Origin of the sequence: Pseudomonas sp. FYR_2, from assembly GCF_043106425.1 — a bacterium.
Classification (GTDB): domain Bacteria; phylum Pseudomonadota; class Gammaproteobacteria; order Pseudomonadales; family Pseudomonadaceae; genus Aquipseudomonas; species Aquipseudomonas monteilii.
This window is the reverse complement of sequence record NZ_JBICMM010000054.1, coordinates 152,388-175,776: the sequence shown is the minus strand read 5'-3', so window position 1 is coordinate 175,776 and position 23,389 is coordinate 152,388. Positions and strand designations below refer to the sequence as shown.

Below are 23,389 nucleotides of genomic sequence, written 5' to 3'. Positions count from 1 at the left end.
ATCAGGCAAGCAATCCGGTGGAATGCGCAAGCGACGAGGTAAACAGGACTTCCAGGCTGAAAACCCGGATAATGCCGGCCACTTTCGTTTTGCACGCTTAAATCACGGTAAACCCGCATGGAAATCAAGGTCAATTTTCTCGACAATCTCCGTCTCGAAGCCAAGTTCGACGACTTCACGGTGATCGCCGACCAACCGATCCGCTACAAGGGTGATGGTTCGGCCCCAGGCCCGTTCGATTACTTCCTGGCGTCTTCGGCCTTGTGCGCGGCTTACTTCGTCAAGCTGTACTGCCAGACCCGCGACATCCCGACCGAAAACATTCGCCTGTCGCAAAACAACATCGTCGACCCGGAAAACCGCTACAACCAGATCTTCAAGATCCAGGTCGAGCTGCCCGAAGACATTTCCGAGAAGGACCGCCAGGGCATCCTGCGCTCGATCGACCGCTGCACCGTCAAGAAGGTGGTACAGACCGGCCCCGAGTTCGTGATCGAAGTGGTCGACAACCTTGACGCCGATGCCCAGGGCCTGCTGATGCCGGTGTCGGACAGCAACACCTACATCCCTGGCAAGGACCTGCCGCTGGAGCAGACCATCGCCAACATGTCGGGCATCCTGGCCGGGTTGGGGATGAAGATCGAGATCGCTTCGTGGCGCAATATCGTGCCCAACGTGTGGTCGTTGCATGTGCGTGATGCGCAGTCACCGATGTGCTTCACCAACGGCAAGGGTGCCACCAAGGAAGCCGCGCTGGCATCGGCGCTGGGTGAGTTCATCGAGCGCCTGAACTGCAACTTCTTCTATAACGACCAGTTCTGGGGCGAGGACCTGGCCAACGCGCCGTTCGTGCATTACCCGAACGAGCAGTGGTTCAAGCCTGGCCCACGCGATGCGCTGCCCGCCGAGATCCTCGACGAGCACTGCTTGGCAATCTACAACCCCGACGGTGAGCTGCGCGGCTCGCACCTGTACGACACCAACTCGGGCAACACGGCGCGCGGCATCTGCTCGCTGCCGTTCGTGCGTCAATCGGACGAGCAGGTGGTGTACTTCCCGTCCAACCTGATCGAAAACCTGTTCCTCAGCAACGGCATGAGCGCTGGCAACACCCTCGCTGAGGCACAGGTGCAGTGCCTGTCGGAAATCTTCGAGCGTGCGGTCAAGCGCGAAATCCTCGAAGGCGAGCTGTGCCTGCCGGATGTGCCGCAGGACGTACTGGCCAAGTACCCGGCCATCGTTGCCGGCATTCAGGGCCTGGAAGAGCAGGGCTTCCCGGTGCTGGTCAAGGATGCGTCGCTCGGTGGCGAATTCCCGGTCATGTGCGTGACCCTGATGAACCCGCGCACCGGTGGCGTATTCGCCTCGTTTGGCGCCCACCCAAGCCTGGAAGTGGCACTGGAGCGCAGCCTTACCGAACTGCTGCAGGGCCGCAGCTTCGAAGGCCTGAACGACCTGCCGCAGCCGACCTTCGAAAGCCACGCCCTGACCGAGCCGAACAACTTCGTCGAGCACTTCATCGACTCCAGCGGCGTGGTGTCGTGGCGCTTCTTCAGTGCCAAGGCCGACTTCGAGTTCGTCGAGTGGGACTTCTCGGGCCACGGCGAGGATTCCAATATTCAAGAGGCCGCAACCCTGTTCGGCATCCTCGAAGACCTGGGCAAGGAAGTGTACATGGCGGTTTACGACAACCTGGGCGCCACCGCCTGCCGCATCCTGGTGCCGGGCTACTCGGAAATCTACCCGGTCGAGGACCTGATCTGGGACAACACCAACCGCGCCTTGTCGTTCCGCGCCGACATCCTCAACCTGCACAACCTTGAAAGCCGCCCCCTGAAGCTGCTGCTCAAGCGCCTGGACAACTGCGATGTGGATGACTACACCACCATCACCACGCTGATTGGCGTGGAGTTCGACGAAAATACGGTGTGGGGCCAGCTGACCATTCTGGAACTGAAGCTGCTGATCTGCCTGGCAGTGCAACGCTTCGAGGAGGCCAAGGAATTGGTCGAGGCGTTCCTGCAGTTCAACGACAACACTGTCGAGCGCGGGCTGTTCTACCAGGCCCTGAACGTGGTGCTGGAAGTAGTGCTGGATGATGAGCTGGAAATGGACGACTACGAGCCCAACTTCCGCCGCATGTTCGGCAACGCGCGCATGGACGCGGTGCTGGGTTCGGTGGACGGCAGCGTACGCTTCCATGGCCTGACCCCGACCAGCATGAAGCTCGAAGGCCTTGATCGCCACCTGCGCTTGATCGAAAGCTACAAGAAACTGCACGCAGCCCGGGCCAGGTTCGCCTGAGTAAGCGCTCCCATAGACACCGTGTAAGCGGGTTCGCCGTGGTGCCAGTCAGTTAAGCCTTGGGGCTGCGTAGCAGCCCCAACTGCTTGGCTACACATGGCGCATTTCATTGAGGTGTTTCGTACCTGGTATGGGCCGATGCACAAGGCGTTTGCTTCGCTGGATACGGAGAAGCCCAGTGCTTTGGAGCGAGACCTTACTCAGTTGCTGGATGAGAGTAATGTGGGAGGGCCTTCATCGTTGGTGGTACCCAGCGCATACCTTGAGGTGCTGATCATTCGCGGGCGTTAGCCGGCACACTTTCAAAAGCCTCGGCGGGTGGCGGTGCCGCGCGGACATTGAAGAGCTTGCAGATGAAGTACCAACAGATGGCGACGGTCAAGTTGTAAGGGAACAGCACGGCCCAGAAAGGCAGTTGGTTGGAGAATGAAACTTTCTTGATCAATGAAGTGTGGTGAATGAATCTTCAGCTGATCTTCAAGTGCAGGACATTGCCTTGATTAAGGCAGGAGCGTCGAGGCGGGAAGTGTAAGAGTATGTTGTCGGGTTTTGAGTCTGATAGTTGTGGTGTTTAATGCAGTAGGACAGCTTGGTTATACTTGTAGTAAGGTTCCGTTTTTATTGGTAGTGCATAAACTCTTAATTTTTGCACTTGGCCATCACCACTTGACACGTTCTAGGCGTGCCTCCTGACCGGGTGGCATAGCGCACGCAGTTGTTCAACGACTTCTGGCGGGCAATGTTCAGGGTATTCCCCCACGCCAAACCGCCTTCTCCGGCTGAGGGGACCGCTTTGGCAAAGCAGTTTGAGCCTACGGTAGAAGCTGTATAGCGTGCCTGGCTGTTTTTGCTGGAGCAGCCAGCAGTGAGTGCCAGGCAAAAGGCGAGCAGGGTGGTCAGTGCAAAGGGGGCGTGCGCGTCTTTGATTTTGCTAAACATGTCTGCTCCTGGGGCAGGTGCCAAATACCTTGCAGGATATTTCATTCCAGCGAAACGGTGAACTATCGCGCCGCCACAGGGCTCCTTTGCTTAGCGCAACCTGTGCGTGCCTGGTGGCAATAGCCCATCAGTCCTTGGGTCACTGAATGAAAAGGAGGCACTGTGACCACACCTGACCAAACCCTCTATCGTTTTACACCCAGCCCGCTTCACGCCTTGCTGCTGGCCGGCAGTGTGCCGCTGTTTCTCGGCGCATTGCTAAGCGACATCGCCTACCTGAACAGCTACCAGATCCAATGGAGCAACTTCGCCGCCTGGTTGATCGCCGGTGGGCTGGTGTTCTGCGGGCTGGCACTTTTATTCGCGCTGGCCAATCTGATCCGGGCAGCGCGCAAAAGTGGGCGACCGACGCTGTACTTCGTGCTGTTGCTGATGACCTGGGTACTCGGCCTGATCAATGCCTTTGAACATGCCAAGGATGCTTGGGCGGTGATGCCATCCGGGCTGGTGCTGTCGGCAATCGTCACGGTGCTCGCGGTAATCGCTGCCTGGACCGGCTTGAGCAACTTGCGCTCAGGAGGTGCAGCATGAAGCCTTTGCATGCGTTGAGCCTGTTGGGCGTGGCTTTGTTGTTGAGTGCGTGCGGCGGCGATGGTGAGGCGACCCAGGCGCTGGGCCCGGACCCGAAGCTGCCAGCCCCCGAGCGCAGCTTGCTGCCAAGCATGAGGATTGCTCGGCCGGTTGCCTGGGGTGAGCAGAAACCGACTGTGCCGGAAGGCTTCAGCATCACGGCCATCGCTACCGACCTGAAGATACCGCGGCAGAGCCTGGTACTGCCCAACGGTGACATTCTGATCGCCGAGGGGCGGGGCGGCAGTGCAGCCAAGCTCAAGCCAAAGGATGTGATCGCCAGCCAGATCAAGGCCAAAGGCAACACCCAGGTCAAAGGCGGCAACCGCCTGACCTTGCTGCGCGATGCCGACCGTGATGGCACCTATGAGGTGCAGACGGTGTTTGCGGAAAACCTCAATGCGCCGTATGGTCTGGCCTTCGCCGACGGCAAACTGTACGTGGCCAACCAGGATGCGCTGGTGCGCTTTGACTACCGGGACGGCCAGACCCAGGCTGATGGAGCGCCCACCAAGCTCACTGACCTTCCTGCCGAAATCAACCACCATTGGACCAAGGCGCTGACGATCAGCCCGGATGGCCGCTACCTGTATGTGGGCATTGGTTCAAACAGCAACATCACCGAACGGGGCCTGGAGGTAGAGGCCGACCGCGCCATGGTCTGGGAGGTCGATGCCGAGACGGGCGCCCACCGTCCTTATGCCACCGGTTTGCGCAACCCGACGGCCTTGACCATCCAGCCGCAGACCGGGCAATTGTGGGCGGTGGTCAACGAGCGTGATGAGCTAGGCCCCGATCTGGTGCCGGATTACCTGACCTCGGTGCGTGAGGGGGGCTTCTATGGTTGGCCTTACAGCTATTGGGGGCAGAACGTCGACGAGCGGGTGCGGCCGCAGAACCCGGACAAAGTGGCGGCGGCGATCAAGCCGGATTACAGCCTTGGCTCGCATGTTGCTGCGCTGGGTGTCGATTTTTCGATACCGGCCATGGGCGAGCGTTTCGCCGAGGGTGTGTTCGTGGGTGAACACGGCAGCTGGAACCGGCCAAATCCGGTGGGCTACAAGGTGATCTTCGTGCCGTTCCGCGATGGCAAGCCCACGGGGGAATCGATCGACTTCGCCATTGGCTTCCGGGGTGAGGATGGCAAGACCCGTGGGCGACCGGTAGGGGTAACGGTGGACCCGCGTGGGGCGTTGATCATCGCTGACGACCTGGCGAATACGGTGTGGCGGGTGACGCGTAATCGCTGAACCTTTCGGGGCTGCGCAAGGCGGCCCCATTCGGTATCAGAAGCGATAATTGAAGCTTGCCTCAAGCGTACGGGGCGCCCCTGGGGTAACCAGGTCTACCGAGCCATGTGCCGAGGCATAGTAATCCCGGTCGAACACGTTCTTAAAGAGTTCGCTTTTGCTATTACAAGGGTGGGCATGACGAAAATGGGACGAAATACGTCGCGCCAGCAGGTTGGCGGACAGGGTCTATGCTTGTTGGCGCGCGAACATTTCGCGTCCCTATCCGGTCTTGATCACATGGAAGCAGGCCTATGAACCCGATTCGCTCCTTTGCGCGTGCTGTTGCTTTGGCCACACTGGTGTCCGCTACCAGCCTCACCGCGCACGCTGCAGATATCCCGATTGCCAGCGAGGCGCTGGAAAGTCACGTGACCACGCAGGTCACCGCCATCGACCTGGCCAACCGCCAGGTCACGGTGAAGGGCCCAGATAACAGGAAGGATGTGACGTTCCAGCTGACTGAAAAGGCCAAGGCCCTACCCAACCTCAAGGTGGGGGACCAGGTCGACATCTTCGTGACCCGTGCCGTGGCCTATGTGCTCAACACGGATGTGGGCGGGGCGCCGAAGGCCAGTGAGGAGTCCGGCACCATTCGCGCCACGGCGCAAAACCCCAACCCGGGCGGCGAGGCCTTCCGCCAGGTCAGGGTTACCTCGCAGATCAAGAAGATCGACCTCGCCAAACATGAAGTAAGCCTGCTGCCGCCAGAGGGCAAGCTGCAGGTGGTCAAGGTCGAGAACCCGGACCTGCAGGCGCGCATGAAGAACCTCAAGGTCGGTCAGACTGTCGACGCGATCTACACCGAAGTGCTGCGTGTCGAAACCTCACGCTGATTTCAGCCGCTGCCGACCTCGGTTGCCTCCGAGGTCGAACGTGGGGTGCGAGAATGTGCTGTGAGCAGCCGGATCAAGGGGGAGGCGATGAAAGTACTGATGATGGCCATGATCACCAACAGGGTGAAGTACTCCTTGGGAAGTACGCCCAGGTCATAGCCGACATTCAGCACGACCAGCTCCATCAGCGCCCGGGTATTCATGCACACGCCTATCAGCGCCGCATCACGGCGGCTTTCGCCAAGCAGGCGGCTGGCTCCGTAGGCACCGAAAAACTTGCTGGCGAAGGCCACCAGGCAGATCAGCAGGCAATTCCACAGTGCGGTCGTGCCTTCCAGGGCACCCACATCCGTGCGCAGGCCGGTGTAGGCGAAGAATATCGGCAAGAAGAATGCGTTGACCACGCCACTGACCTTGGCATTCCACTGCTGGACGAAGCGGCGTTCAGTGTGCAGGGCAACGCCGAGAATGAAACCTCCGATGATCGAGAACACGCCGATCAGGTTGGTCACGGTCGCGCTGGCCAGCAGGATGATCAGCATCAGCGATATGCCTTGGGCCGTCAGCGGTCGGCGCTCCAGGTCGCCGAGGATCCAGCGCATGATCAGTGGTCGCACCAGGCCGATCACCAGCACAATGAACAAGCCCAGCGCCAGCACCCGGGCCAACGAAGCCCAAGGGTTGAACTGCGAGGCGATCAGCGATGTAACGCCACCAAGGATGAGCCAGCCGCAGACATCGTCTATTGCCGCCGCACCGATGGTAAGGGTGGCGACTCGCGAGCGCGAAAGGCCCAATTCCATGAAGATGCGCCCGAGGATGGGCAGAGCGGTAATTGAAAGTGCCGTGGCGAAGAACAGCTGGAACGCCAGCAGGGGCGGTCTGTCCCCGCTGATTTGCTGCCAGAAGTACTCGGCGGTGAGCATGCCGCTGGCAAAGGGTACCAGCAGCCCACCCATGCTGATGATGATGACCGAACGCTTGCGGCCCTTGAGGTGCGCACCGAACTCGAACTCCAGGCCGACCTGGAACATCAGCAGGATAAGGCCGATTTGTGCAGTGACCACGAAGGCAGTGGCCGTTTGCGGTACGAACAGCGCGGCCAGTTGCTCAGGAAAAAAGTAGCCGAGCAGGCTTGGGCCTAGCACCAGCCCGGCAAGGATTTCGCCGGCGACTGGCGTTTGGCCCAAGCGGCGGGTGCTGAACCAGGCGATCAGCCGCGAAACACTGAAGATCACGATGAGCTGCAACAGAAACATCAGGGTCAGGTGTTCGGCCTGGGAGCCAACGGCTGACTGTGCCGGCGCCGTTGGCGCGAGCTGCACGGTACTGGCGTGAAGGGTATTGGGCATGATGGTGTCCCGAGTGTGTTGGGTCAGAAGGGCGGCGCGATCCAGCCACCGAATGCGAGCTCCAGTGAGCGTGCTGCGTCGAGCAGCACAGGCTCCTGGCCGGGGCCGGCCACCAGCTGCAGGGCCACCGGGCAGCCTTGATCGAGGCGCCCCATGGGTACCGTCAGGGCCGGCAGGCCCAGTACGTTGAACAACGCGGTGTAGCCGATATCCCCCGGGTAGCGCAGGGCATGGCCATGCTCGGGCGAGGTGCCGGGCAACGCTGGCAGGACCAGTACACTGTTGCCATCCAGCCGTTCGGTCAGCGCGTATAACAGGGCATCGCGTTTGGGTAGCTGCCTTGCAAGGCCGGGGTTACCCAGGCATTCGCCCAGGCTGTCGAGCACGGTTGCCAGCCAAGGTCCGGCGGCATGCTGCGGTTGGCCGAGCAGTGCTTGCCAGGCATGCGCCAAATGCGCCACAGGCTGGCCGTCACCGAGAATGTCGGCCAGGCGCACGCCGGTTTCCTGCTTGAGCACGGCCAACCAGATGGCGAACGCATCGTTCAGTGCGTGGGGTAGCCAGCGCTCGACATGGGTGCCTTGGCTTTGATAGTGGTGGGCCACGTCATCCAGTGCCTGAACCACGGCCGGCGAAATCCGGCTTCCCCAGCCCAGGCGCTCGGGCTGGCACAGGTACAGGCGTTGCAATGCTGCAGGCGGCGGGCGGTGTACGTAGCTGTCGATAATATTGCGGTCCAGTTGGTCAGGCCCGGCAATGATCTCCAGTAGCACGGGCAGGTCTTCGGCATGCCGACACAATGGGCCGGCAGCAAAGTGCCTGGCGATGGCCATGGCATTCGGCTGCCCCAGGCCGCGTTCGTCCAAGGGGAGATGCCCGGTCAGTGGCACCAACCCCCGTGATGGCTTGAGGCCGAAAATGCCGTTGCAGGCAGCCGGGATTCGCACCGAGCCACCGCCGTCGGTACCCAGCGCGAAAGGCACGCAAGCGCTGGCTACCAGCACGGCATCACCGCCACTGCTGCCACCGGCACTCCGGTCGTTCCGGTAGGGGCTGCTGGTGCGGCCGTAGACAGGGTTATCGGTTTCTGGCCATAGCGCCATCTCGGCCTGGTTACCCAGTGCGACCGGAATGGCGCCCGCATCGATCAGACGTTGCGCGGCGGTGGCGGTAAACCCGGCAACCTTGTGCTGTCGGCGGCGTGAGCCGCACGTCTTGGGCGCATCGGCCAGCCCCAGGCCCTCCTTGAAGCTGAAGGGCACGCCATGCAGTCGACCCAGCGGGACGCCTTGGTCTCGCTGGCGTTCGGCAACTTCGGCGGCCCGCCGCGCCTGGTCGTACAGCGCCACTGCCACCGCGTTGCAGCGCCGTTGCACGGTTTGGCAGCGGCGGATGCTGTGTTCGACCAGTGCTACCGGCGACAGCGTGCCATCACGGACCCCGGCAGCCAGGCGCACACCGCTAAGAGCCACCAGTGCGTCGCCGCCGGCTTCGGCCATGGGCACGCCCATCAGTGGCGCGCCAGGTCGAGGAAGCCGCCGTCGCTGCCGAACGGCGACTTGAGCAGCTCGGGCGCCTCGCCGTACTTGTAAAACAGTGAAGGCATCAGCCGCAGGCTGGTAGCGCGTCCCAAGTCCTGCAGCGTGCCCAGGCTATGCCGCGCCAGCAGTTTCAGGTGGCGAGGCGCCAAACTCCAGCGCACCATGCGCATCAAGCGTAAGCGCAGCAGCGCCGAGCGCAGGAAGTAGCTGGCGGCGTATCGCGGCCGGGCCTGGTTGTCGGCCTTGTACAGGGCGAAGTTGATGGTACGCGAATACAGGTTGGGGATCATCTGCGGGCTGATGCCCGGATTGGAACGGCGTACTTCACGTAACAGGCAGGCAAAGGGCAGCGGTGATGGCTGCAGGTCCCGTGTGTAGCGTGGCAACAAATCGGCGAATTGCTGGGCCTGATGGCCGTCCAGAAAGTCACCGCTGACATACATGGGCAACACCACATGGAAGTACGCCATGTTGGCGAACAGCAGCGTCCAGCCCATCAGGAACGGGTCGTCCATTACCTCGTACCACTTGCTCCAGGTGTCCTGAAGCGCCAGTTGCGCCTGGATGTGCGACTCCAGGCAATTGACATAGGCGGGCGTCAACGTGCCCTGGATGTCTTTCTCGATCATGGCGGCCACTTGCGGTATCTGCTGGGCTACATAGGCCAGCCCAGCACTGTTGGCCGGGTCGAAGGTGAACGCTGCATCGCCGATCAGGAACCAGCCATCGGTGGAGTAGTACTGGTTGGCCTCGTACATGTAGTTGTACATGGCGTGCTGGTCGATGACTTCGCCCGATGCCATCAGCTCGGTGATCACCGGGTGGTCTGCCATGACTCTTTCCTTGAAGGCTTCCAGCGTGCCAATCCGTTCGTTGATCATGTCCGGGCGGTAGGTAATACCGATGCTGATCATGTCGGCACCGTCTTCGCTGCGCATGGGTATGAGCCAGATCCAGTAGCCCTTGCCGTAGAAGTGATGGGTGACGTAGTACGGATCGAAACAGTGATGCTTGTCCTTGTGGGTGTTGATGCTGTGCAGGATGTTGCGATCAAACTGGCGAAGGCGGAACCAGAACGTGCTGCGCTGGTAGGTCGGCTCTTTGTGCAGCTTCAGCTTCTTGGCCATGAAACGGTTGCGGCCGGTGGCGTCGACCACCCAGTCGGCGTCCATTTGCCAGGTTTGCGCTTCGCTGCGCAGGGTCAGGCGGTGACGGGTGTGCTCGCCTTCGTGCAGGTCGACCGCAGCCACGTCGGCCTCGATCAATTGCACCTGCTGGTCGGCCACGATGGCACGCAGGTCTTTGTCGAAGCTGAAGCGGTTGAGGTTGTAGGCGGGCATGCGGATCACTCCAGGTGCCTCATGGACCACGTAGTTACGGCACTCCGGGTTGTTGCGCAGTTTCAGGTAATAGGTCAGGCCGTATTTGTGGTAATGCTTTTCTTCAAGCAGGCTGCCCAGGCCGATACCTTTGAAAAAGTGGGTGGTCAGCTCGACCGTCGACTCACCGACGATCGGCCGCTTGCGGTCCGGGCGGCCGATCAGCGTCACTTCTACGCCAGGCAAGCGCTTGCGCAGGTACAGGGCAGCCAGGTGGCCGGCCACGCCGGCCCCCATGATAGCGATACGTTTCATGTCATCAGTCCGTGATGGGGTGGGGCACCGGGAAAACCGGTGCCGGGGAGTGGCGCTCAGTGGCTGGCGGCTTCGATCAGTGCCTGGGGTTCGGCGCGCTCGGAGTAGTCGACATTGATGAACGCCCGGCGTATGTGACCGTCCTGGCCGATGACGAATGCGCTGGCCATCGGCAAACTGAGGTCGTCGCTGGCATTGAGGGCCTTGAGGTCTGCACCGAGTGAGCGGTACACCGCCTCGAGCTCCGGTTCCAGTTCGAAGACGATGCCGTACTGGCGCGCCAACTGGTTGCCGGGGTCGCTCAATAGTTGATAGCGCACCCCCAGGGCTTCACGGGTTTTCCCGGTGGCGGCAGGGCTCTGGGCGGAGACAGCCACCAAGGTGGCACCGCTGGCGGCCAGGTCACCCACCATCTGCTGGTATTCGCCAAGCGCGGCATTGCAGAACGGGCACCACAGGCCGCGATAGAAAACCAGCACCAATGGGCCGCGTGTCAGCAAGGCATGCAGGTCTACCGCCTTGCCATCCGCATCCTTCAACACGGCCAGTGGTGCGCGGTCACCGGCTTTCAGTGCATGGGCTTCGGGGTGGCGTGCGATCAAGGCCTGTAGCGACGTGCTGAATTTTTCCAGCACGTCGGCGGGCAGTTGGCCCATCTGCTGTTTGATGGCGTCGAGTTTTTCCTTGAGTGACATGCTTCTCTCCTTGTGGTGATTCACTGGGGCAGGCTTCGGGTTGCTCGGGCGTGGATTCGCTGCGAGGCCTTGCAGCCGGGGGGATAGCGCTGGAACAGCTGGAGCACCCAATCGGGTCGGGTTTTGCTGGCATCGTTAAGCCAGTTGGCGACCGAGTCCTGGGCGTACTTTTCAGCCTCGGCCAACAGCGGCACCAGCAACGGCTCGGCCACTTCCGGTTGTTCTTTGAGCGCGGCTATGTGCTCACACCAGACGCCACGTGGACGCAGGATTTCGATACAAAAGCGTCGCACCAGCGGGTCTGCGTCGCCTGCGTAGCGGCTGAGCAACGGCAGGGCGGTGTCCAACTGCTGTGCCAGGCGTGGGCGCAGGGCAATCCAGGCCCATTCGCGTACACCAAAATGCTCATCGCGGGCGAAGCGCAACTGCGCCAGCAGGGCGTCTTGTGCAGGCAGCGTGCGCGAAAGGTGTGCCTGAGCGAAGGCTGCCCAGCTGCGAACGGTGTCGGACGGGTGCGCACAGCATTGCTCGAACACCTCCTGGCGCAGGGGGGCGGGTGCATGTTCCAGCCATTGGCCCAGCGCCAGGCCAATGGCTGCAATCTTTTTTGACAGGCCCAGCGTCTGAACCTGATCAGCGCAGGCAGCCAGTTGCGCGACCAGCGCCGCAGGTAACCGGGTGACCAGGGCATTGGCCAGTGTCGCCTGATCCACGGCCAGGCATTCGGCCAGGTTGCGGGTTGGCAGTTGGCCAAGGTCGATCAGGGACTTGCGATCATCAGTCATTGCTGAGGCTCCATCACAGCAGGTTGGCAGTGGAGGGCTGGCGCCAACGGGCAGTAACGCCCTGGCGCGAGCAGGTGCTCTGGGTCCAGCGCATCCTTGATGCGCTGTCCGAGTTGCCAGGCAGACGCTTGTGTTTCGCTCAGCAAGCCCATGAAGGCCAGGGGAAGCCGGTAGGGCAGTACGCCTTGCTCTTTACCCGTGCGGAACAACTGCCGGTAGCAGTCTTCGGCGCGGCTGCTGCCGGGAGCATCGTTGCGGTCGAACAGTAGCGGCACGGTGCAGTCGATTGCGCGGCCCGACAAGGTGGTGAGGGTAACCGGGCAGGGCATGCGATGGGTTTCGCAAGCCTGTTCCATGTGCGAGACGAAGGTGGCTACCTGCTGGCTGCGCAGAGGCAGGATAGGCGCGTACCAGATCAGGCCGCAGTTGTCCCGGGCCGGGTCAAGCAAGGTGCCTTGCTGCGGTTGCGCACCTGCGGCGTAAGCCAGCGGCAGTGCCAACTGGTTCGGCTGGCCTTCCATCAGCTCAACGCCCATGCGCAGTTTGCTCAAGGTCAGTTGCCAACGCCTGGACCAGGTCCCCGGCAGCAGACGCAAGGCACGCTCCGCCAGCGCCAGCTGGCGTTCGCTGCGGAACAGGTAACGGCTGCAGAACCGCCGCAGTTCGCTGCGGATGATGCCCTTGAGCGAGGCCAGCTGCGCCTGTTCGCAGTAGATCGAACCTACCCCCATCCAGGCGGGTAATGCCAGCGATTGCGCGGCGGCGTTGCGTTCGGCCTGATTCAGTTGGGTAAGGGGCCGGGTATCGTAGGCCATGCTTAGCAGACGCGTGCTGTTCATCAGGTTGATGCCGCCCACCTGGCTGCCGCAACGTTCCAGAATGCGCTTGATGCCATCGAGGGCGGCCGGGAGCTGTGCTGCCGAATCCACCCAGAAATAGAACGGTTGCACGACCTGTGGGCGCTTGACCAAGGCGATCGACATGTTTGTCACCACCCCCAGCCCGCTCTGGCTGAACAGGCCGTCCAGGTAGGGGCCGATGCCCCATTTGAAGCAGGCGGTTGTGCCCGTTGCCCACATCGGCGAGCGATAGCGTTGGCCATCGGGCAGAATGGCTTCAAGGCCCATGACTGCTTGCCAGTGGTCCGTTAACGGTGTGATGCCAAAGCCGCGCTCCAGCGCGTTGGCCAACACACTGCAGGTGGGTCCTGCGCCGGTGACTGGCGTAAGGAATGGCAGGTTGCGACTGGCCAGGTAATCGGCCAGCGCGGCTTGGGTAACGCCTGGTTCAAGGGTGACCACGCCCAGAGTCTCGTCGAAGGCAAGGATCTTATCCATGCGCGACAGGTCAAGTTGCACGCAGCGCTCGTGAAGCGTTGCAACGCCGCCATAGCCCCAGTTGTGGCCTGTGCTGACCGGATGCACCGCGACACCGTGCAGGTGTGCAATGGCCAGGCAGGCAGCTACCTGCTCGCTGTTGGCTGGCCTGAGCCTGGCACTGGCATGGGCGGGCGAGCGCATGGTGTCCTGGCTCAGCTGGCGCAGCGTGCTGGCGTCACTCTGTACATGGGCGTCACCCAGCACCGCGCGCCAGGCTGCCAAGGCGGCTTGCAGCCCCTGCGGCTCAGAACGCACTTGCCAGGCCTCCCATGCCAAGGAACAGCCGCAGTTGGTCGACATCGGCCCGACGGCTGCGTGGCAAATCGCGGTAGCGTCGCCGAAATTCGCCCTTCATCGCTGCCACACAGCGCCGCTTGGGTGTGCGGATCACCATCATCAGAGGGCTGACCGCCGTGCTGTAAACCTTGGCACAGGGGCCCAGGTAGCTGGCGGCAAGGGTCTGGAATTCTTCCAGAGAGAAAGCAGCCAACAGCGAATTGCGGTAGTCGAGCAGTGTGGCCTGGTCGGCCCCATCACTGGCGCGGCTGACGAAATAGTCCACCGACTCTACCGACTTGAGCCGGCCAAAGTCGTTCAGGTAGATGGCCCGGTCATTGCGGAGCACGCGTGCGATGTTGCGAAACGTGGCTTCCAGCTGAGCAAGGTCGGCCAGGTGATGCAGCGCCATCGAAGAGATCACCACGTCAACGCTACGGTCGGCGATACCGGCCAGGCGAGTCATGTCTTCCTCGCGCAGTTCGACGTTGTCGATGCCTTGCTGGCGAATCGAGGCCTGCCCCACTTCTAGCATGGTGGCTGACAGGTCGGTGCCGATGAATTCGGCTCTCGGGTTCAGGCGGGCCAGTTGCAGCAACAGGCTGGCCGGGCCACAACCGATGTCCAGCACGACATCGCCGGGTTTGATCAGTGCACACATCTGGGCGCAGTGGTACAGGTACGTACCGGACAGCGCCTGGCCTTGGCCTGCACTGTCGGCGTAAGCCGAGACACAGGCGTCGTCGGCCATTACCAGATCAGGCTCAGGCGTGCGCACCAGCGGGTGCCTGAGGGTAATTTCCCTGTAGATCGCGCGCAGCAATCCCATGTCCATGAACGTATCCTCCATGAAAGTCGTGTGGTGTGGAGCGCGGGGCGGGCTGCTCAATCCAATTGCAGAACCCGCCGTACCCGCGGCGTCAGATGGCGCGGCGAAGTGCCGCAACGTGCCATGTGGGTGAGCACTTCGTCAGTGCTCCAGTGGGTTTGAGGCGGCGTGACGGGCAACTGGATGTGCGGGAAATGCCGGGCGCAGAAGAAGTCGAAAAGATCGGTGTGCTGCTGCTCGACGGTAAAGCCAAGGCCTGGGTGCTGGTAGACCTTGGCGAACACCTGGCGTGCCTGGTTCAGGTTCAACGCCAGGGGTAGCGACAGGGCATTGTTGAGTTTGGTGTAGGTCTGCACAGGGCCAATGGGCGAAAAGAACAGCACGTTGCGGTAGAAGCTGGCCGCGCGAGGGTGCACGGCGATCAGCAGGCTATTTACCCGGCGATGGTCCATGGCCCAACGGAACATGGCGTTGTACAGCATGAGGGGCACGCCTTTGCCTTTGTAGTGGCTACAGACCGCCAGGGTGCCGACTTCGGCCAGGCGGCCACCGTCCAGGCGTTGCAACACAGCTTCATTGACATGCACGTCTTCCAGCGGCAAACCGAGCGGCGAGTCTTCGATCAGAGATACGGTCCCCACCACCTGGTCACCTTTCAGTGCCACGAACGTGGTGGTGCCAGGTAGCAGGTGAAAGGGTGAGAAGCGCATGCCGGCGCGGCACACGGTAGCAATGCCGCGACGGGCATAGCTGTCGTTGACCAGGCGCAGGGCCTGCTCAAGTTCGTACAGATTCTGCACCGGTCGAAAGCTGAAGCCTTCAATGGCTAGCGGGTGGTTGGAGAGGCGGTGAATGAACAGCCGCCGGTAAAGTGCTGCTGGCAGGCAGGCTTCAAGCCAGGCCTGGCGCCGCCTTACCTGGTCGCGCTCGCTGTGCACGCGCGGCTTCCTGCCGATTCGTGCCAGTACGCTCTGATTCTGCAACATCATCCACCTCCATGTGGTTTGACGGGTGTATTGGCTTCAGTCCTTGTCGGGTGGCAATGCCAGGGCAGGGCTAGCCGAAAGTGCCTGTAGCGTGGCGGAAAGGGCTTCCCGTTGTGTGTGGTCCAGCGTGTGCATGATCGTGCCGATCCAGTCGGTGTGTTCGGCGAATACCGCGTCCAGGACAGCAACACCTGCCGGGGTAAGGCTGATGCTCAGTTTGCGACGGTCATGGGCATCCTTGCGGCGCTTGATGAAGCCGTCGCCTTGCAGGCCGTCGAGTAGGCCGGTGACTGTGCCCGAAGTGATCGCCAGACGCGTCGCCAGTTCCAGCGGCGACAAGCGTCCGCCAGCCGCTTGCAACGTCAGCAAGATGGCGAAACGCCCCTCTGACAGGTTATGGCGAGCCAGTCGCACCGCGCACACGCGGTTGATTGCCGCAGCCGCGGACAGCAGTTCGAAACACAGGCGCACGCTTTGCCTGGCGTCGGCAGGGGCCTCTGCCAGTGCGTCGAGCATGATGTGATGCTTGTTCTCAAGAATATTCATAAGGCGCAGTTTATCTTGGTGCCTTAGTAAGTCAACAGTGTCTGTGTTACATGGCTGCGACAGCGGTTGAATTATTGCGTTGCATGGCTGATTTTCATGGTTCTCAGGGTGCCTGCACCGTACATGGGCAAGGCGCTGCAGGGGCGTTGGTGGCTGTGGGTAGGGGGTGTTCTGGAGGGCTCTGTATGTGTCCGGTGGTGCTGATTTTATGCGGCGTGCTGCTGGTGGAGGGCACCTGGACGACGGCGACACCGGCCGGTGCCGCAACGGTGGTGAAGCAGCCAGAAGGTTGATCAGCCCCCCCCGGTTGGCTGCGGTGCAGGCGCAGGGCGGCGCGGGTCACATGTTTCTCGCTGAGCAGCGCGTGAAAAGCCAGCAGCAGGTTGAGGTCGATCTTGCGCAGTTCATCCATGGGGTGAATGGCTTTATCAGGCTTCAAGGCCGGAGCCCCTTGACGGCCGTGATGCGGGCTATCGTTATTCAAGACTTATTCTAAGGTTTATCACATAAAAATCTGATAAATAACAAATTATCTTCTTGCCACAGCATGCTGAACGCATTGTTCATAGTACGTCTGCCTGATTGCCGACGGCTTTAGCCGCGAGCGGCTGTTGTAGGTCTGTTCGGTGATACCGAAGGCGGTCATGCGCATCCACGGTTTGGGGAATTTGCGTACCTGCAGCTTCTTTCGCGTGGCATAGAGCGTTACCCCGGAAAGCTTGGCCTGTTGGGCTTCGGCGGCTATCTGCGCCCCCCAGGTGCAGGTGTGGCGATCGTTCTGGCTTGGCGCCCGGGCTTGGGCGCCGAAAGCGAGCGTGGCCAGCAGGCAACCGGCCAACGATGCTAGAAGTACTCGCATGTTGCTGTCCTAAGCATATGAAGAGGAAGGAAGTTTGCCTTCCCTTTTCAAGACCGGGGGCCAGCAGTTTGCCGTCAGATCACCGCCATGCGCAGCGGGTTGGTGGCAGGCTTGCGCAGGCTGGCCCAGGCCAGGCCGGCGACCCAGATCACCGACACGCCATAGTTCAGGCGTTGGTACAGGCCGAACAACTGGCCGCTTTCTACCGCCTGGCCCATCAGGGCGACGGTAACGATCGCGAGTACCACGCAGGCCAGGGAGAACAACGACAGAGCCGGTGAGCCTGCAATGCGATTGCCCAGCCAGGCCCACAAGGCGCTGGCCAGGGTCAATGAGAGGAACATCAGCAGGCCAGACAGGTTATGCAGTTGCTGAGAGGTAGACGGCTGCGCCGGAGCGCACCCTTGGTCGCAGGGGAACCAGCCGGTGCCCAGGCTGCCGACACCGTGTAGCAACACCAGGCCCGCACTCAGCAGTGCAAGTCTGGAGTGACGCCAGCGCCGCGCCAGGCCCCAGGCAAACAGTGCGAACAGTACGGCCAAGGGGAAGTTGTTGACCCGTGGCGACCAGCTATGGGTTGGCGAGCCAACGGCGCCGAGTTGGCTCATGGCCTGTTGCAGGTGGTCGTAGCCGGGGTAGGCCTGGGCAGTGAGCCATACACCGGCCAGCAGCCAGAGGGGGATCAGCAGGCCGCTGGCGAGCAGCAGGCGGTCGTGGACTTTCATGCCGGGTCTTCCTTCCATGGATGAGTGAGCGCAAAGGCGCACAGTACAGGCTTGCACTGGCTTTGGGCCAGCTTTTCCCGAGGTGGGGCGACAGGGATGCGCAATAAATACCGCACCGGGTGTATGTGATCGTACAACTGCATGCGCTATGATGAGCGCTGTCTTTCAAGGTGAAACACAGGGCAATGACAGAGCAGCAGGTACAGGCAAGGACCCGGCGCAAGCCGCGTAGTCTGGCCCAGGAACTGGTCACGGTGTTGACCGAGCGCATTCGCAGTGGCCAGCTCAAGCGTGGCGACAAGCTTCCGACCGAATCGCAGATCATGGCTGAGGAGGGCGTCAGCCGCACCGTGGTGCGTGAGGCGATCTCGCGGCTACAGGCCGCCGGGCAGGTCGAGACCCGTCATGGCATCGGCACCTTCGTGCTGGACGCGCCGGCCACAGGGGGCTTTCGCATCGACCCGGCCACCGTGGTCACCCTGCGTGAAGTGCTGGCAGTGCTGGAATTGCGCATTGCCCTTGAGATCGAGTCGGCAGGCCTGGCGGCACAGCGGCGCAGCGATGAAGAGCTTGCAGGCATGCGCGCGGCGCTGGACGAACTCAACGACGGGGCGGCCCATGCCAACGATGCCGTGTCGGCAGACTTCCAGTTTCATCTGCGCATTGCACAGGCCAGCGGCAACCATTACTTCGCCGACATCATCAACCACCTGGGTACCAGCATCATCCCGCGTACCCGGCTGAATTCGGCGCGATTGGCCCATGATGACCAGGCGCATTACATGAGCCGGTTGATGCATGAGCACGAAGCGATCTACGAAGCCATTGCCCGGCGTGACAGCGAAGGGGCGAAGATGGCCATGCGCATGCACCTGAGCAATAGCCGGGAGCGTTTGCGTCAGGTGCATGAACAGGCTGAGGCGCAAGGGGCCTGACGTTTCCCTTGCCTGCGGACACTGCCAAAAGAAAGCCCCGCCATGCGCGGGGCTTTCTTGTATCAGGCAATCACTCAGATCGCCCCGTCACGCCACTGACCATTTACCAGGCGGCGCAGACCCAATGGGTTGCCGTCGCGCAGGGCTTCAGGCAGTAGCGCCTGCGGGTAGTTCTGGTAGCACACCGGTCGCAGGAAGCGGTCGATGGCCAAGGTACCTACCGACGTGCCGCGCGCATCCGAAGTGGCCGGGTAGGGCCCGCCGTGGACCATCGCATCACACACTTCGACACCGGTCGGGTAACCGTTGACCAGAATGCGTCCGACCTTCTCCTCCAGCAGCGGCACCAGCCAGGCAAAGGCCTCGAAGTCCTCCTGCTCACCGATCAGCGTTGCGGTCAGCTGGCCGCGCAGGCCGAGCAGGGCGGCGCGCAGCTGGTCGTTGTCCTGCACTTCGACCGCTACGGTGGTTGGGCCGAACACTTCTTCCTGCAGCAGCGGGTCGGCATTCACCAGCAGGCTGGTGTCGGCCTTGAACAGCTGGGCGCGGGCCTGGCTGCCTTCCTGTGGCTGGCCAGCCAGGTGCTGGATACCCGCGTGGGCGTGCAGGTGTTCCAGGCCGCCGACGTAGCTGCGCAGGCCGCCAGCGTTGAGCATGGTTTGGCCGGCCTGGGCGTTCAGGTGCTGGCCAAGGTCTGCCAGCAGCTGGCTGAACCGAGTCGATTGCAAACCGATGACCATGCCCGGGTTGGTGCAGAACTGGCCGGCGCCCATGCACACGGAGCCGGCCAGTTCTCGGGCGATGGCCTCGCCACGTTTGGCGAGGGCGCCCGGAAGGACGATCACCGGGTTGATGCTGGACATCTCGGCGAACACCGGTATGGGTTGCGGGCGCTCGGCAGCCATGCGGCACAGGGCGTCGCCACCTTTGAGCGAACCGGTGAAGCCGACAGCTTGGATGGCCGGGTGTTTGACCAGCCACTCGCCCACGCCGCCACCGAATACCATGTTGAACACACCCTTGGGCATGCCGGTACGTTCGGCGGCGCGCACGATGGCACAGCCGACCAGGTCGGCGGTGGCCATGTGGCCGCTGTGTGCCTTGAACACCACCGGGCAACCGGCAGCCAGGGCGGCGGCGGTGTCGCCACCGGCGGTGGAGAAGGCCAGCGGGAAGTTGCTGGCGCCGAACACGGCGACCGGGCCAACGCCTATGCGCATCTGGCGCAGGTCTACGCGCGGTAGCGGCTGGCGCTCGGGCAGGGCCAGGTCGATACGGGCACCGAGGAAGTCACCCCGGCGCAGCACCTGTGCGAACAGGCGCATCTGGCCACTGGTGCGGCCACGCTCGCCTTGAATGCGGGCGGCGGGCAGGGCGGTTTCGCGGCAGACGATGGCGACGAAAGCGTCGTCCAGTTCGTCCAGTTCCGCAGCAATGGCTTCAAGGAATTCGGCGCGCCGCGCCGGGGCCAGTTGGCGGAATTCGGCGAAGGCAGCGGCGGCGGCTTTGGCGGCCTGGTCCACTTCGGTTTCAGTGGCCTGGGCAAAGCTGTAGGGCAGGGCCTCGCCAGTGCTGGCGTCCAGGCTCTGCAGGCGCTGTTGGCTGACGGCGCTACGCTGGCCGGCGATGAAGTTGTGGCCGAGGATTTCAGGCATGGAGTGCTCCTGTAGGTTGAGAGTAAATCTGGCGGGTTGTCACATGACCTGTGGGAGCGGGCAACTTGGTGCATGGCACCGGCTTTGCCGGTGTTCGCGGGCATGCCCGCTCCCACAGGGAAGGAGGTGCGTTCTACGATCAAGTGAGCCCTCGGCATCAGGTAATCGGTGCCGGGTTGAACAGGGTGATGTCGTTGTGCAACCGGTGCTGTTCGGCCCAGGTCTGCTTGCGGCCGCTGGCCACGTCCAGGTAGTAATGGAACAGCTCCCAACCCAGCTCTTCGATGGTCGAACGGCCTGTGGCGATGCGCCCGGCGTCGATGTCGATCAGGTCGGGCCAGCGCTGCGCCAGTTCGCTGCGGGTGCATACCTTGACCACCGGTGCCATGGCCAGGCCATACGGGGTGCCGCGGCCGGTAGTGAATACGTGCAGGTTCATGCCGGCGGCCAGTTGCAGGGTGCCGCACACGAAGTCGCTGGCCGGGGTGGCGCAGAAGATCAGGCCTTTGCGGTTTACCCGCTCGCCAGGGCCAAGCACGCCCTGGATGGCGCCGCTGCCGGACTTGACGATCGAACCCAGCGACTTCTCGACGATATTGGACAGGCCACCTTTCTTGTTGCCCGGCGTGGTGTTGGCACTGCGGTCGGCAGCGCCTTGCTGCAAGTAGCGGTCGTACCAGTCCATCTCGCGCACCAGGGCTTCGGCGACGTCCTGGTTTTCGGCACGAGAGGTCAGCATGTAGATGGCGTCGCGCACCTCGGTCACTTCCGAGAACAGCACGGTGGCGCCGGCGCGTACCAGCAGGTCGGACGCGTAGCCCAGTGCCGGGTTGGCGGTAATGCCCGAAAAGGCGTCGCTGCCGCCGCACTGCATGCCAAGGATCAGCTCGCTGGCGGGTACGGTTTCGCGTCGGCGCTGGTCGAGTTTCTTCAGCCGGGTTTCGGCCAATTCCATGATCTGTTCGATCATTTCCACAAAGCCCAGGCTGGCGTCCTGCAGGCGGTACAGCCACGGGTCGCTGAGGTCTACCGACGGGTCGTTGTCGTGCATCACCTGGCCGGCCTGCAGTTTTTCGCAACCCAGGCTGATGACCAGCGCCTCGCCACCCAGGTTGGGGTTGCGCGCCAGGTTGCGCACGGTGCGGATCGGGATGTAGGCGTCGCGTGCGTTGATGGCCACGCCGCAGCCGTAGCTGTGGGTGATGGCCACCACGTCGTCGACGTTGGGGTATTTGGGCAGCAGTTCGCTGCGAATGCGCTTGACCGCATGCTCCAGCACGCCGGTTACGCATTGCACGGTGGTGGTGATGCCGAGGATGTTGCGGGTACCGACGGTGCCGTCTGCGTTGCGGTAGCCTTCGAAGGTGAAGCCCTCAAGGGGGGGCAAAGGCTGTGGGACAGCGTCACAGCGCGGCAGGCTGTCCAGCTCTGGTGCGGCCGGCATGGCCAGCTGGCTTTCCTGCACCCAGCTGCCCTGGCGCAGGTCTTCCAGCGCGTAGCCGATGATTTGCCCATAGCGGCGCACGGGTTCGCCCTTGTTGATGGCCACGGTGGCCACCTTGTGGCTCTGCGGCACGCCTTCGATCAGGGTCAGGCCGTCGGCGAAGCGGGCGCCTTCGCCCAGGCCGCCGTCGTTTACAACCACCACGACATTATCGTCGTCGTGCAGGCGGACGTAGCGGGGCGAGTCGGAATGTTCGATCAACTGCATGTTTGGGCCCTACTTGTCAGGTTCTCAGGCTTTTTGTACATCCGCCCGCACCGGGTAACCCGGCGCGGGCGTGTTCACTCAGTGGCGCGAGCTGGCCAGTTCGCCGTTGGCGGCAGGCTCAGCCTGTGGCTTTGGGGCATCGTCGCGCAGCTCGATACGCTTGATCGGGCCGACGATCACCAGGTAGCTGAACACGGCCACCAGGGCGTTGGCTCCTACATATACCAGCGCCCACTTGAACGAGCCGGTGGCGCTGATGATGTAGCCGATCACGATAGGGGTGGTGATCGAGGCGATGTTGCCGAAGGTGTTGAACAGGCCGCCAGACAGCCCGGCGATCTGCTTGGGCGAGGTGTCTGCCACCACTGCCCAGCCCAGCGCGCCGATGCCTTTGCCGAAGAACGCCAGGGTCATGAAACCGACCACCATCCATTCGGCGTCGACGTAGTTGCAGAACACCATGGTGGTCGACAGCAACAGGCCACAGACGATCGGCAGTTTGCGCGAAAAGGTCAGCGAGTTGCCCCGGCGCAGCAGCCAGTCCGAGATTACGCCACCCAGCACGCCACCAATGAAGCCGCAAACCGCCGGCAGCGAGGCGATGAAGCCGGCCTTGAGGATGGTCATGCCGCGCTCCTGCACCAGGTACACCGGGAACCAGGTGAGGAAGAAATAGGTGATGGCGTTGATGCAGTATTGGCCCAGGTACACGCCCAGCAGCATGCGGCTGGTCAGCAGTTGCTTGATGTAGCCCCATTTCGGGCCGTCGTTGCCGCGTTTCTGGTCCATGTCCACCAGGCCGCCGTTCTGCTCGATGTGCTCAAGCTCGCTTTGGCTGATGCGGGGGTGTTGGCGCGGGTTGTGGATGGTCTTCAGCCACACCATGGAGAACACGATCCCCAGTGCGCCCATGACCACGAACACATGCTCCCAGCCAAAGCTGAACACGATCCAGCCCATGATCGGAGCGAACAGCGCGGTGGCGAAGTACTGTGCCGAGTTGAAGATGGCCGAAGCCGTGCCCCGTTCCTGTGTGGGGAACCAAGCGGCGACGATGCGCGCGTTACCCGGGAACGATGGGGCTTCGGCGAAACCTACCAGGAAGCGCAGGGTGAAGAGGGTCACTACGGCCCAGGCAACTGGCAGGCCACCGACAAAACCCTGCAGCAGGGTGAACAGCGACCAGGTGAAGATGCTGAAGGCGTAGACGTTCTTGGAACCGAAACGATCGAGCAGCCAGCCACCAGGAATCTGGCCAGCCACGTAAGCCCATCCGAAGGCGGAGAAGATATAACCGAGGGTTACGGCGTCAATGCCGAGGTCTTTCTGCAGGCTGGAGCCTGCGATTGCAATGGTGGCGCGGTCGGCATAGTTGATCGTGGTCACCAGAAACAGCATGAACAGGATCAGGTAGCGCACATGCGTCTTCTTCGTCGCTTGCATGCTGGTAATACTCCCACTAGTTATTTTTGTGCGGGCTCAC

20 protein-coding genes and 3 pseudogenes are annotated in these 23,389 nt (G+C 62.2%); 7 read left to right on the top strand and 16 right to left on the bottom strand.

The features are described from left to right. Window positions 1–117 precede the first annotated feature (117 nt). Together ACF8R4_RS23830 and ACF8R4_RS23825 are read left to right on the top strand one after the other, a co-directional pair. Window positions 118–2,304 carry an OsmC domain/YcaO domain-containing protein gene (locus ACF8R4_RS23830; protein WP_392493600.1) on the top strand — a complete coding sequence of 729 codons (2,187 nt, stop codon included), beginning with the start codon at window positions 118–120 and terminating at the stop codon, window positions 2,302–2,304. 99 nt (window positions 2,305–2,403) lie between these two features. After that, window positions 2,404–2,595: pseudogene (locus ACF8R4_RS23825) on the top strand (SAM-dependent methyltransferase); the annotation flags it as partial. A gap of 348 nt (window positions 2,596–2,943) precedes the next feature. Here the strand turns inward: ACF8R4_RS23825 and ACF8R4_RS23820 are convergent. Continuing rightward, on the bottom strand, window positions 2,944–3,243 hold the full coding sequence (locus tag ACF8R4_RS23820; protein ID WP_082426311.1) for a hypothetical protein: 300 nt from the start codon (window positions 3,241–3,243) through the stop codon (window positions 2,944–2,946). A 162-nt stretch (window positions 3,244–3,405) separates the two neighbouring features. Here ACF8R4_RS23820 and ACF8R4_RS23815 point away from each other — a divergent pair, with 162 nt between their 5' ends. The 3 genes from ACF8R4_RS23815 (at window position 3,406) to ACF8R4_RS23805 (ending at window position 5,998) form a co-directional block, all read left to right on the top strand. After that, window positions 3,406–3,834 (top strand): DUF2231 domain-containing protein, encoded by a 429-nt coding sequence (locus ACF8R4_RS23815; protein ID WP_060497051.1) that lies wholly within the window; start codon window positions 3,406–3,408, stop codon window positions 3,832–3,834. Beyond that, entirely contained in the window at window positions 3,831–5,123 is a 1,293-nt protein-coding gene (locus ACF8R4_RS23810; RefSeq protein ID WP_060497050.1) for a sorbosone dehydrogenase family protein, read from the top strand. Before ACF8R4_RS23815 ends, ACF8R4_RS23810 begins: the two co-directional genes overlap by 4 nt. Before the next feature lie 293 nt (window positions 5,124–5,416). Further along, complete coding sequence (locus ACF8R4_RS23805; protein ID WP_060497049.1) at window positions 5,417–5,998, top strand: hypothetical protein; 582 nt, start codon at window positions 5,417–5,419, stop codon at window positions 5,996–5,998. Window positions 5,999–6,000: 2 nt separating this feature from the next. Here the strand turns inward: ACF8R4_RS23805 and ACF8R4_RS23800 are convergent, their stop codons facing one another. Genes ACF8R4_RS23800 through ACF8R4_RS23760 form a run of 9 tightly spaced genes read right to left on the bottom strand, consistent with a single transcriptional unit; the run spans window position 6,001 to window position 16,021 of the window. Continuing rightward, a complete protein-coding gene (locus ACF8R4_RS23800; protein WP_060497048.1) occupies window positions 6,001–7,350 on the bottom strand; it encodes a cation:proton antiporter in 1,350 nt (449 codons plus the stop codon). Window positions 7,351–7,373: 23 nt separating this feature from the next. Continuing rightward, window positions 7,374–8,861 carry an amidase gene (locus ACF8R4_RS23795; protein ID WP_164524619.1) on the bottom strand — a complete coding sequence of 496 codons (1,488 nt, stop codon included), beginning with the start codon at window positions 8,859–8,861 and terminating at the stop codon, window positions 7,374–7,376. Further along, window positions 8,861–10,525, bottom strand: coding sequence for an NAD(P)/FAD-dependent oxidoreductase (locus ACF8R4_RS23790; RefSeq protein ID WP_104834591.1), 1,665 nt, complete (start codon window positions 10,523–10,525; stop codon window positions 8,861–8,863). Before ACF8R4_RS23790 ends, ACF8R4_RS23795 begins: the two co-directional genes overlap by 1 nt. A gap of 56 nt (window positions 10,526–10,581) precedes the next feature. Then, on the bottom strand, window positions 10,582–11,220 hold the full coding sequence (locus ACF8R4_RS23785) for a peroxiredoxin-like family protein (RefSeq protein ID WP_060497045.1): 639 nt from the start codon (window positions 11,218–11,220) through the stop codon (window positions 10,582–10,584). Window positions 11,221–11,240: 20 nt separating this feature from the next. Then, window positions 11,241–12,005 carry a hypothetical protein gene (locus ACF8R4_RS23780; RefSeq protein ID WP_060497044.1) on the bottom strand — a complete coding sequence of 255 codons (765 nt, stop codon included), beginning with the start codon at window positions 12,003–12,005 and terminating at the stop codon, window positions 11,241–11,243. Next, window positions 12,002–13,639 carry an FAD-binding oxidoreductase gene (locus ACF8R4_RS23775; RefSeq protein ID WP_060497043.1) on the bottom strand — a complete coding sequence of 546 codons (1,638 nt, stop codon included), beginning with the start codon at window positions 13,637–13,639 and terminating at the stop codon, window positions 12,002–12,004. Before ACF8R4_RS23775 ends, ACF8R4_RS23780 begins: the two co-directional genes overlap by 4 nt. Continuing rightward, window positions 13,629–14,495, bottom strand: a complete 867-nt coding sequence (locus ACF8R4_RS23770) for a class I SAM-dependent methyltransferase (RefSeq protein ID WP_016713824.1) — start codon at window positions 14,493–14,495, stop codon at window positions 13,629–13,631. The genes ACF8R4_RS23775 and ACF8R4_RS23770 overlap by 11 nt, the downstream gene beginning before the upstream one ends. A 50-nt stretch (window positions 14,496–14,545) precedes the next feature. Continuing rightward, window positions 14,546–15,475 carry a GNAT family N-acetyltransferase gene (locus ACF8R4_RS23765; protein ID WP_060497041.1) on the bottom strand — a complete coding sequence of 310 codons (930 nt, stop codon included), beginning with the start codon at window positions 15,473–15,475 and terminating at the stop codon, window positions 14,546–14,548. A 36-nt stretch (window positions 15,476–15,511) separates the two neighbouring features. Further along, entirely contained in the window at window positions 15,512–16,021 is a 510-nt protein-coding gene (locus ACF8R4_RS23760) for a MarR family winged helix-turn-helix transcriptional regulator (protein ID WP_060497040.1), read from the bottom strand. A gap of 96 nt (window positions 16,022–16,117) precedes the next feature. On the opposite strand from ACF8R4_RS23760, the pseudogene ACF8R4_RS23755 reads away from it, so the two are divergent. Then, window positions 16,118–16,314, top strand: a pseudogene (locus tag ACF8R4_RS23755) (EamA-like transporter family protein); the annotation flags it as partial. Between the two features lie 11 nt (window positions 16,315–16,325). Here ACF8R4_RS23755 and ACF8R4_RS23750 read toward each other — a convergent pair. The 3 genes and pseudogenes from ACF8R4_RS23750 to ACF8R4_RS23740 all read right to left on the bottom strand — a co-directional run. After that, a pseudogene (locus ACF8R4_RS23750) lies at window positions 16,326–16,433 on the bottom strand (LysR family transcriptional regulator); the annotation flags it as partial. 117 nt (window positions 16,434–16,550) lie between these two features. Beyond that, window positions 16,551–16,880, bottom strand: a complete 330-nt coding sequence (locus ACF8R4_RS23745; RefSeq protein ID WP_060497038.1) for a hypothetical protein — start codon at window positions 16,878–16,880, stop codon at window positions 16,551–16,553. 74 nt (window positions 16,881–16,954) lie between these two features. Beyond that, window positions 16,955–17,605, bottom strand: a complete 651-nt coding sequence (locus ACF8R4_RS23740; RefSeq protein WP_104834593.1) for a DUF998 domain-containing protein — start codon at window positions 17,603–17,605, stop codon at window positions 16,955–16,957. A gap of 185 nt (window positions 17,606–17,790) precedes the next feature. Between ACF8R4_RS23740 and ACF8R4_RS23735 the strand changes: the two genes are divergently transcribed. Beyond that, window positions 17,791–18,540 (top strand): FadR/GntR family transcriptional regulator, encoded by a 750-nt coding sequence (locus ACF8R4_RS23735; RefSeq protein WP_060497036.1) that lies wholly within the window; start codon window positions 17,791–17,793, stop codon window positions 18,538–18,540. 74 nt (window positions 18,541–18,614) lie between these two features. Here the strand turns inward: ACF8R4_RS23735 and ACF8R4_RS23730 are convergent, their stop codons facing one another. From ACF8R4_RS23730 to ACF8R4_RS23720, 3 genes are all read right to left on the bottom strand, one after another. Further along, entirely contained in the window at window positions 18,615–20,195 is a 1,581-nt protein-coding gene (locus ACF8R4_RS23730; RefSeq protein ID WP_060497035.1) for an aldehyde dehydrogenase (NADP(+)), read from the bottom strand. Between the two features lie 157 nt (window positions 20,196–20,352). Further along, window positions 20,353–21,906, bottom strand: a complete 1,554-nt coding sequence (gene garD, locus ACF8R4_RS23725; protein ID WP_104834594.1) for a galactarate dehydratase — start codon at window positions 21,904–21,906, stop codon at window positions 20,353–20,355. A 78-nt stretch (window positions 21,907–21,984) separates the two neighbouring features. Then, window positions 21,985–23,349: an MFS transporter gene (locus tag ACF8R4_RS23720; protein WP_060494126.1), complete on the bottom strand. Its 1,365-nt coding sequence runs from the start codon at window positions 23,347–23,349 to the stop codon at window positions 21,985–21,987. Between the last annotated feature and the right edge of the window lie 40 nt (window positions 23,350–23,389).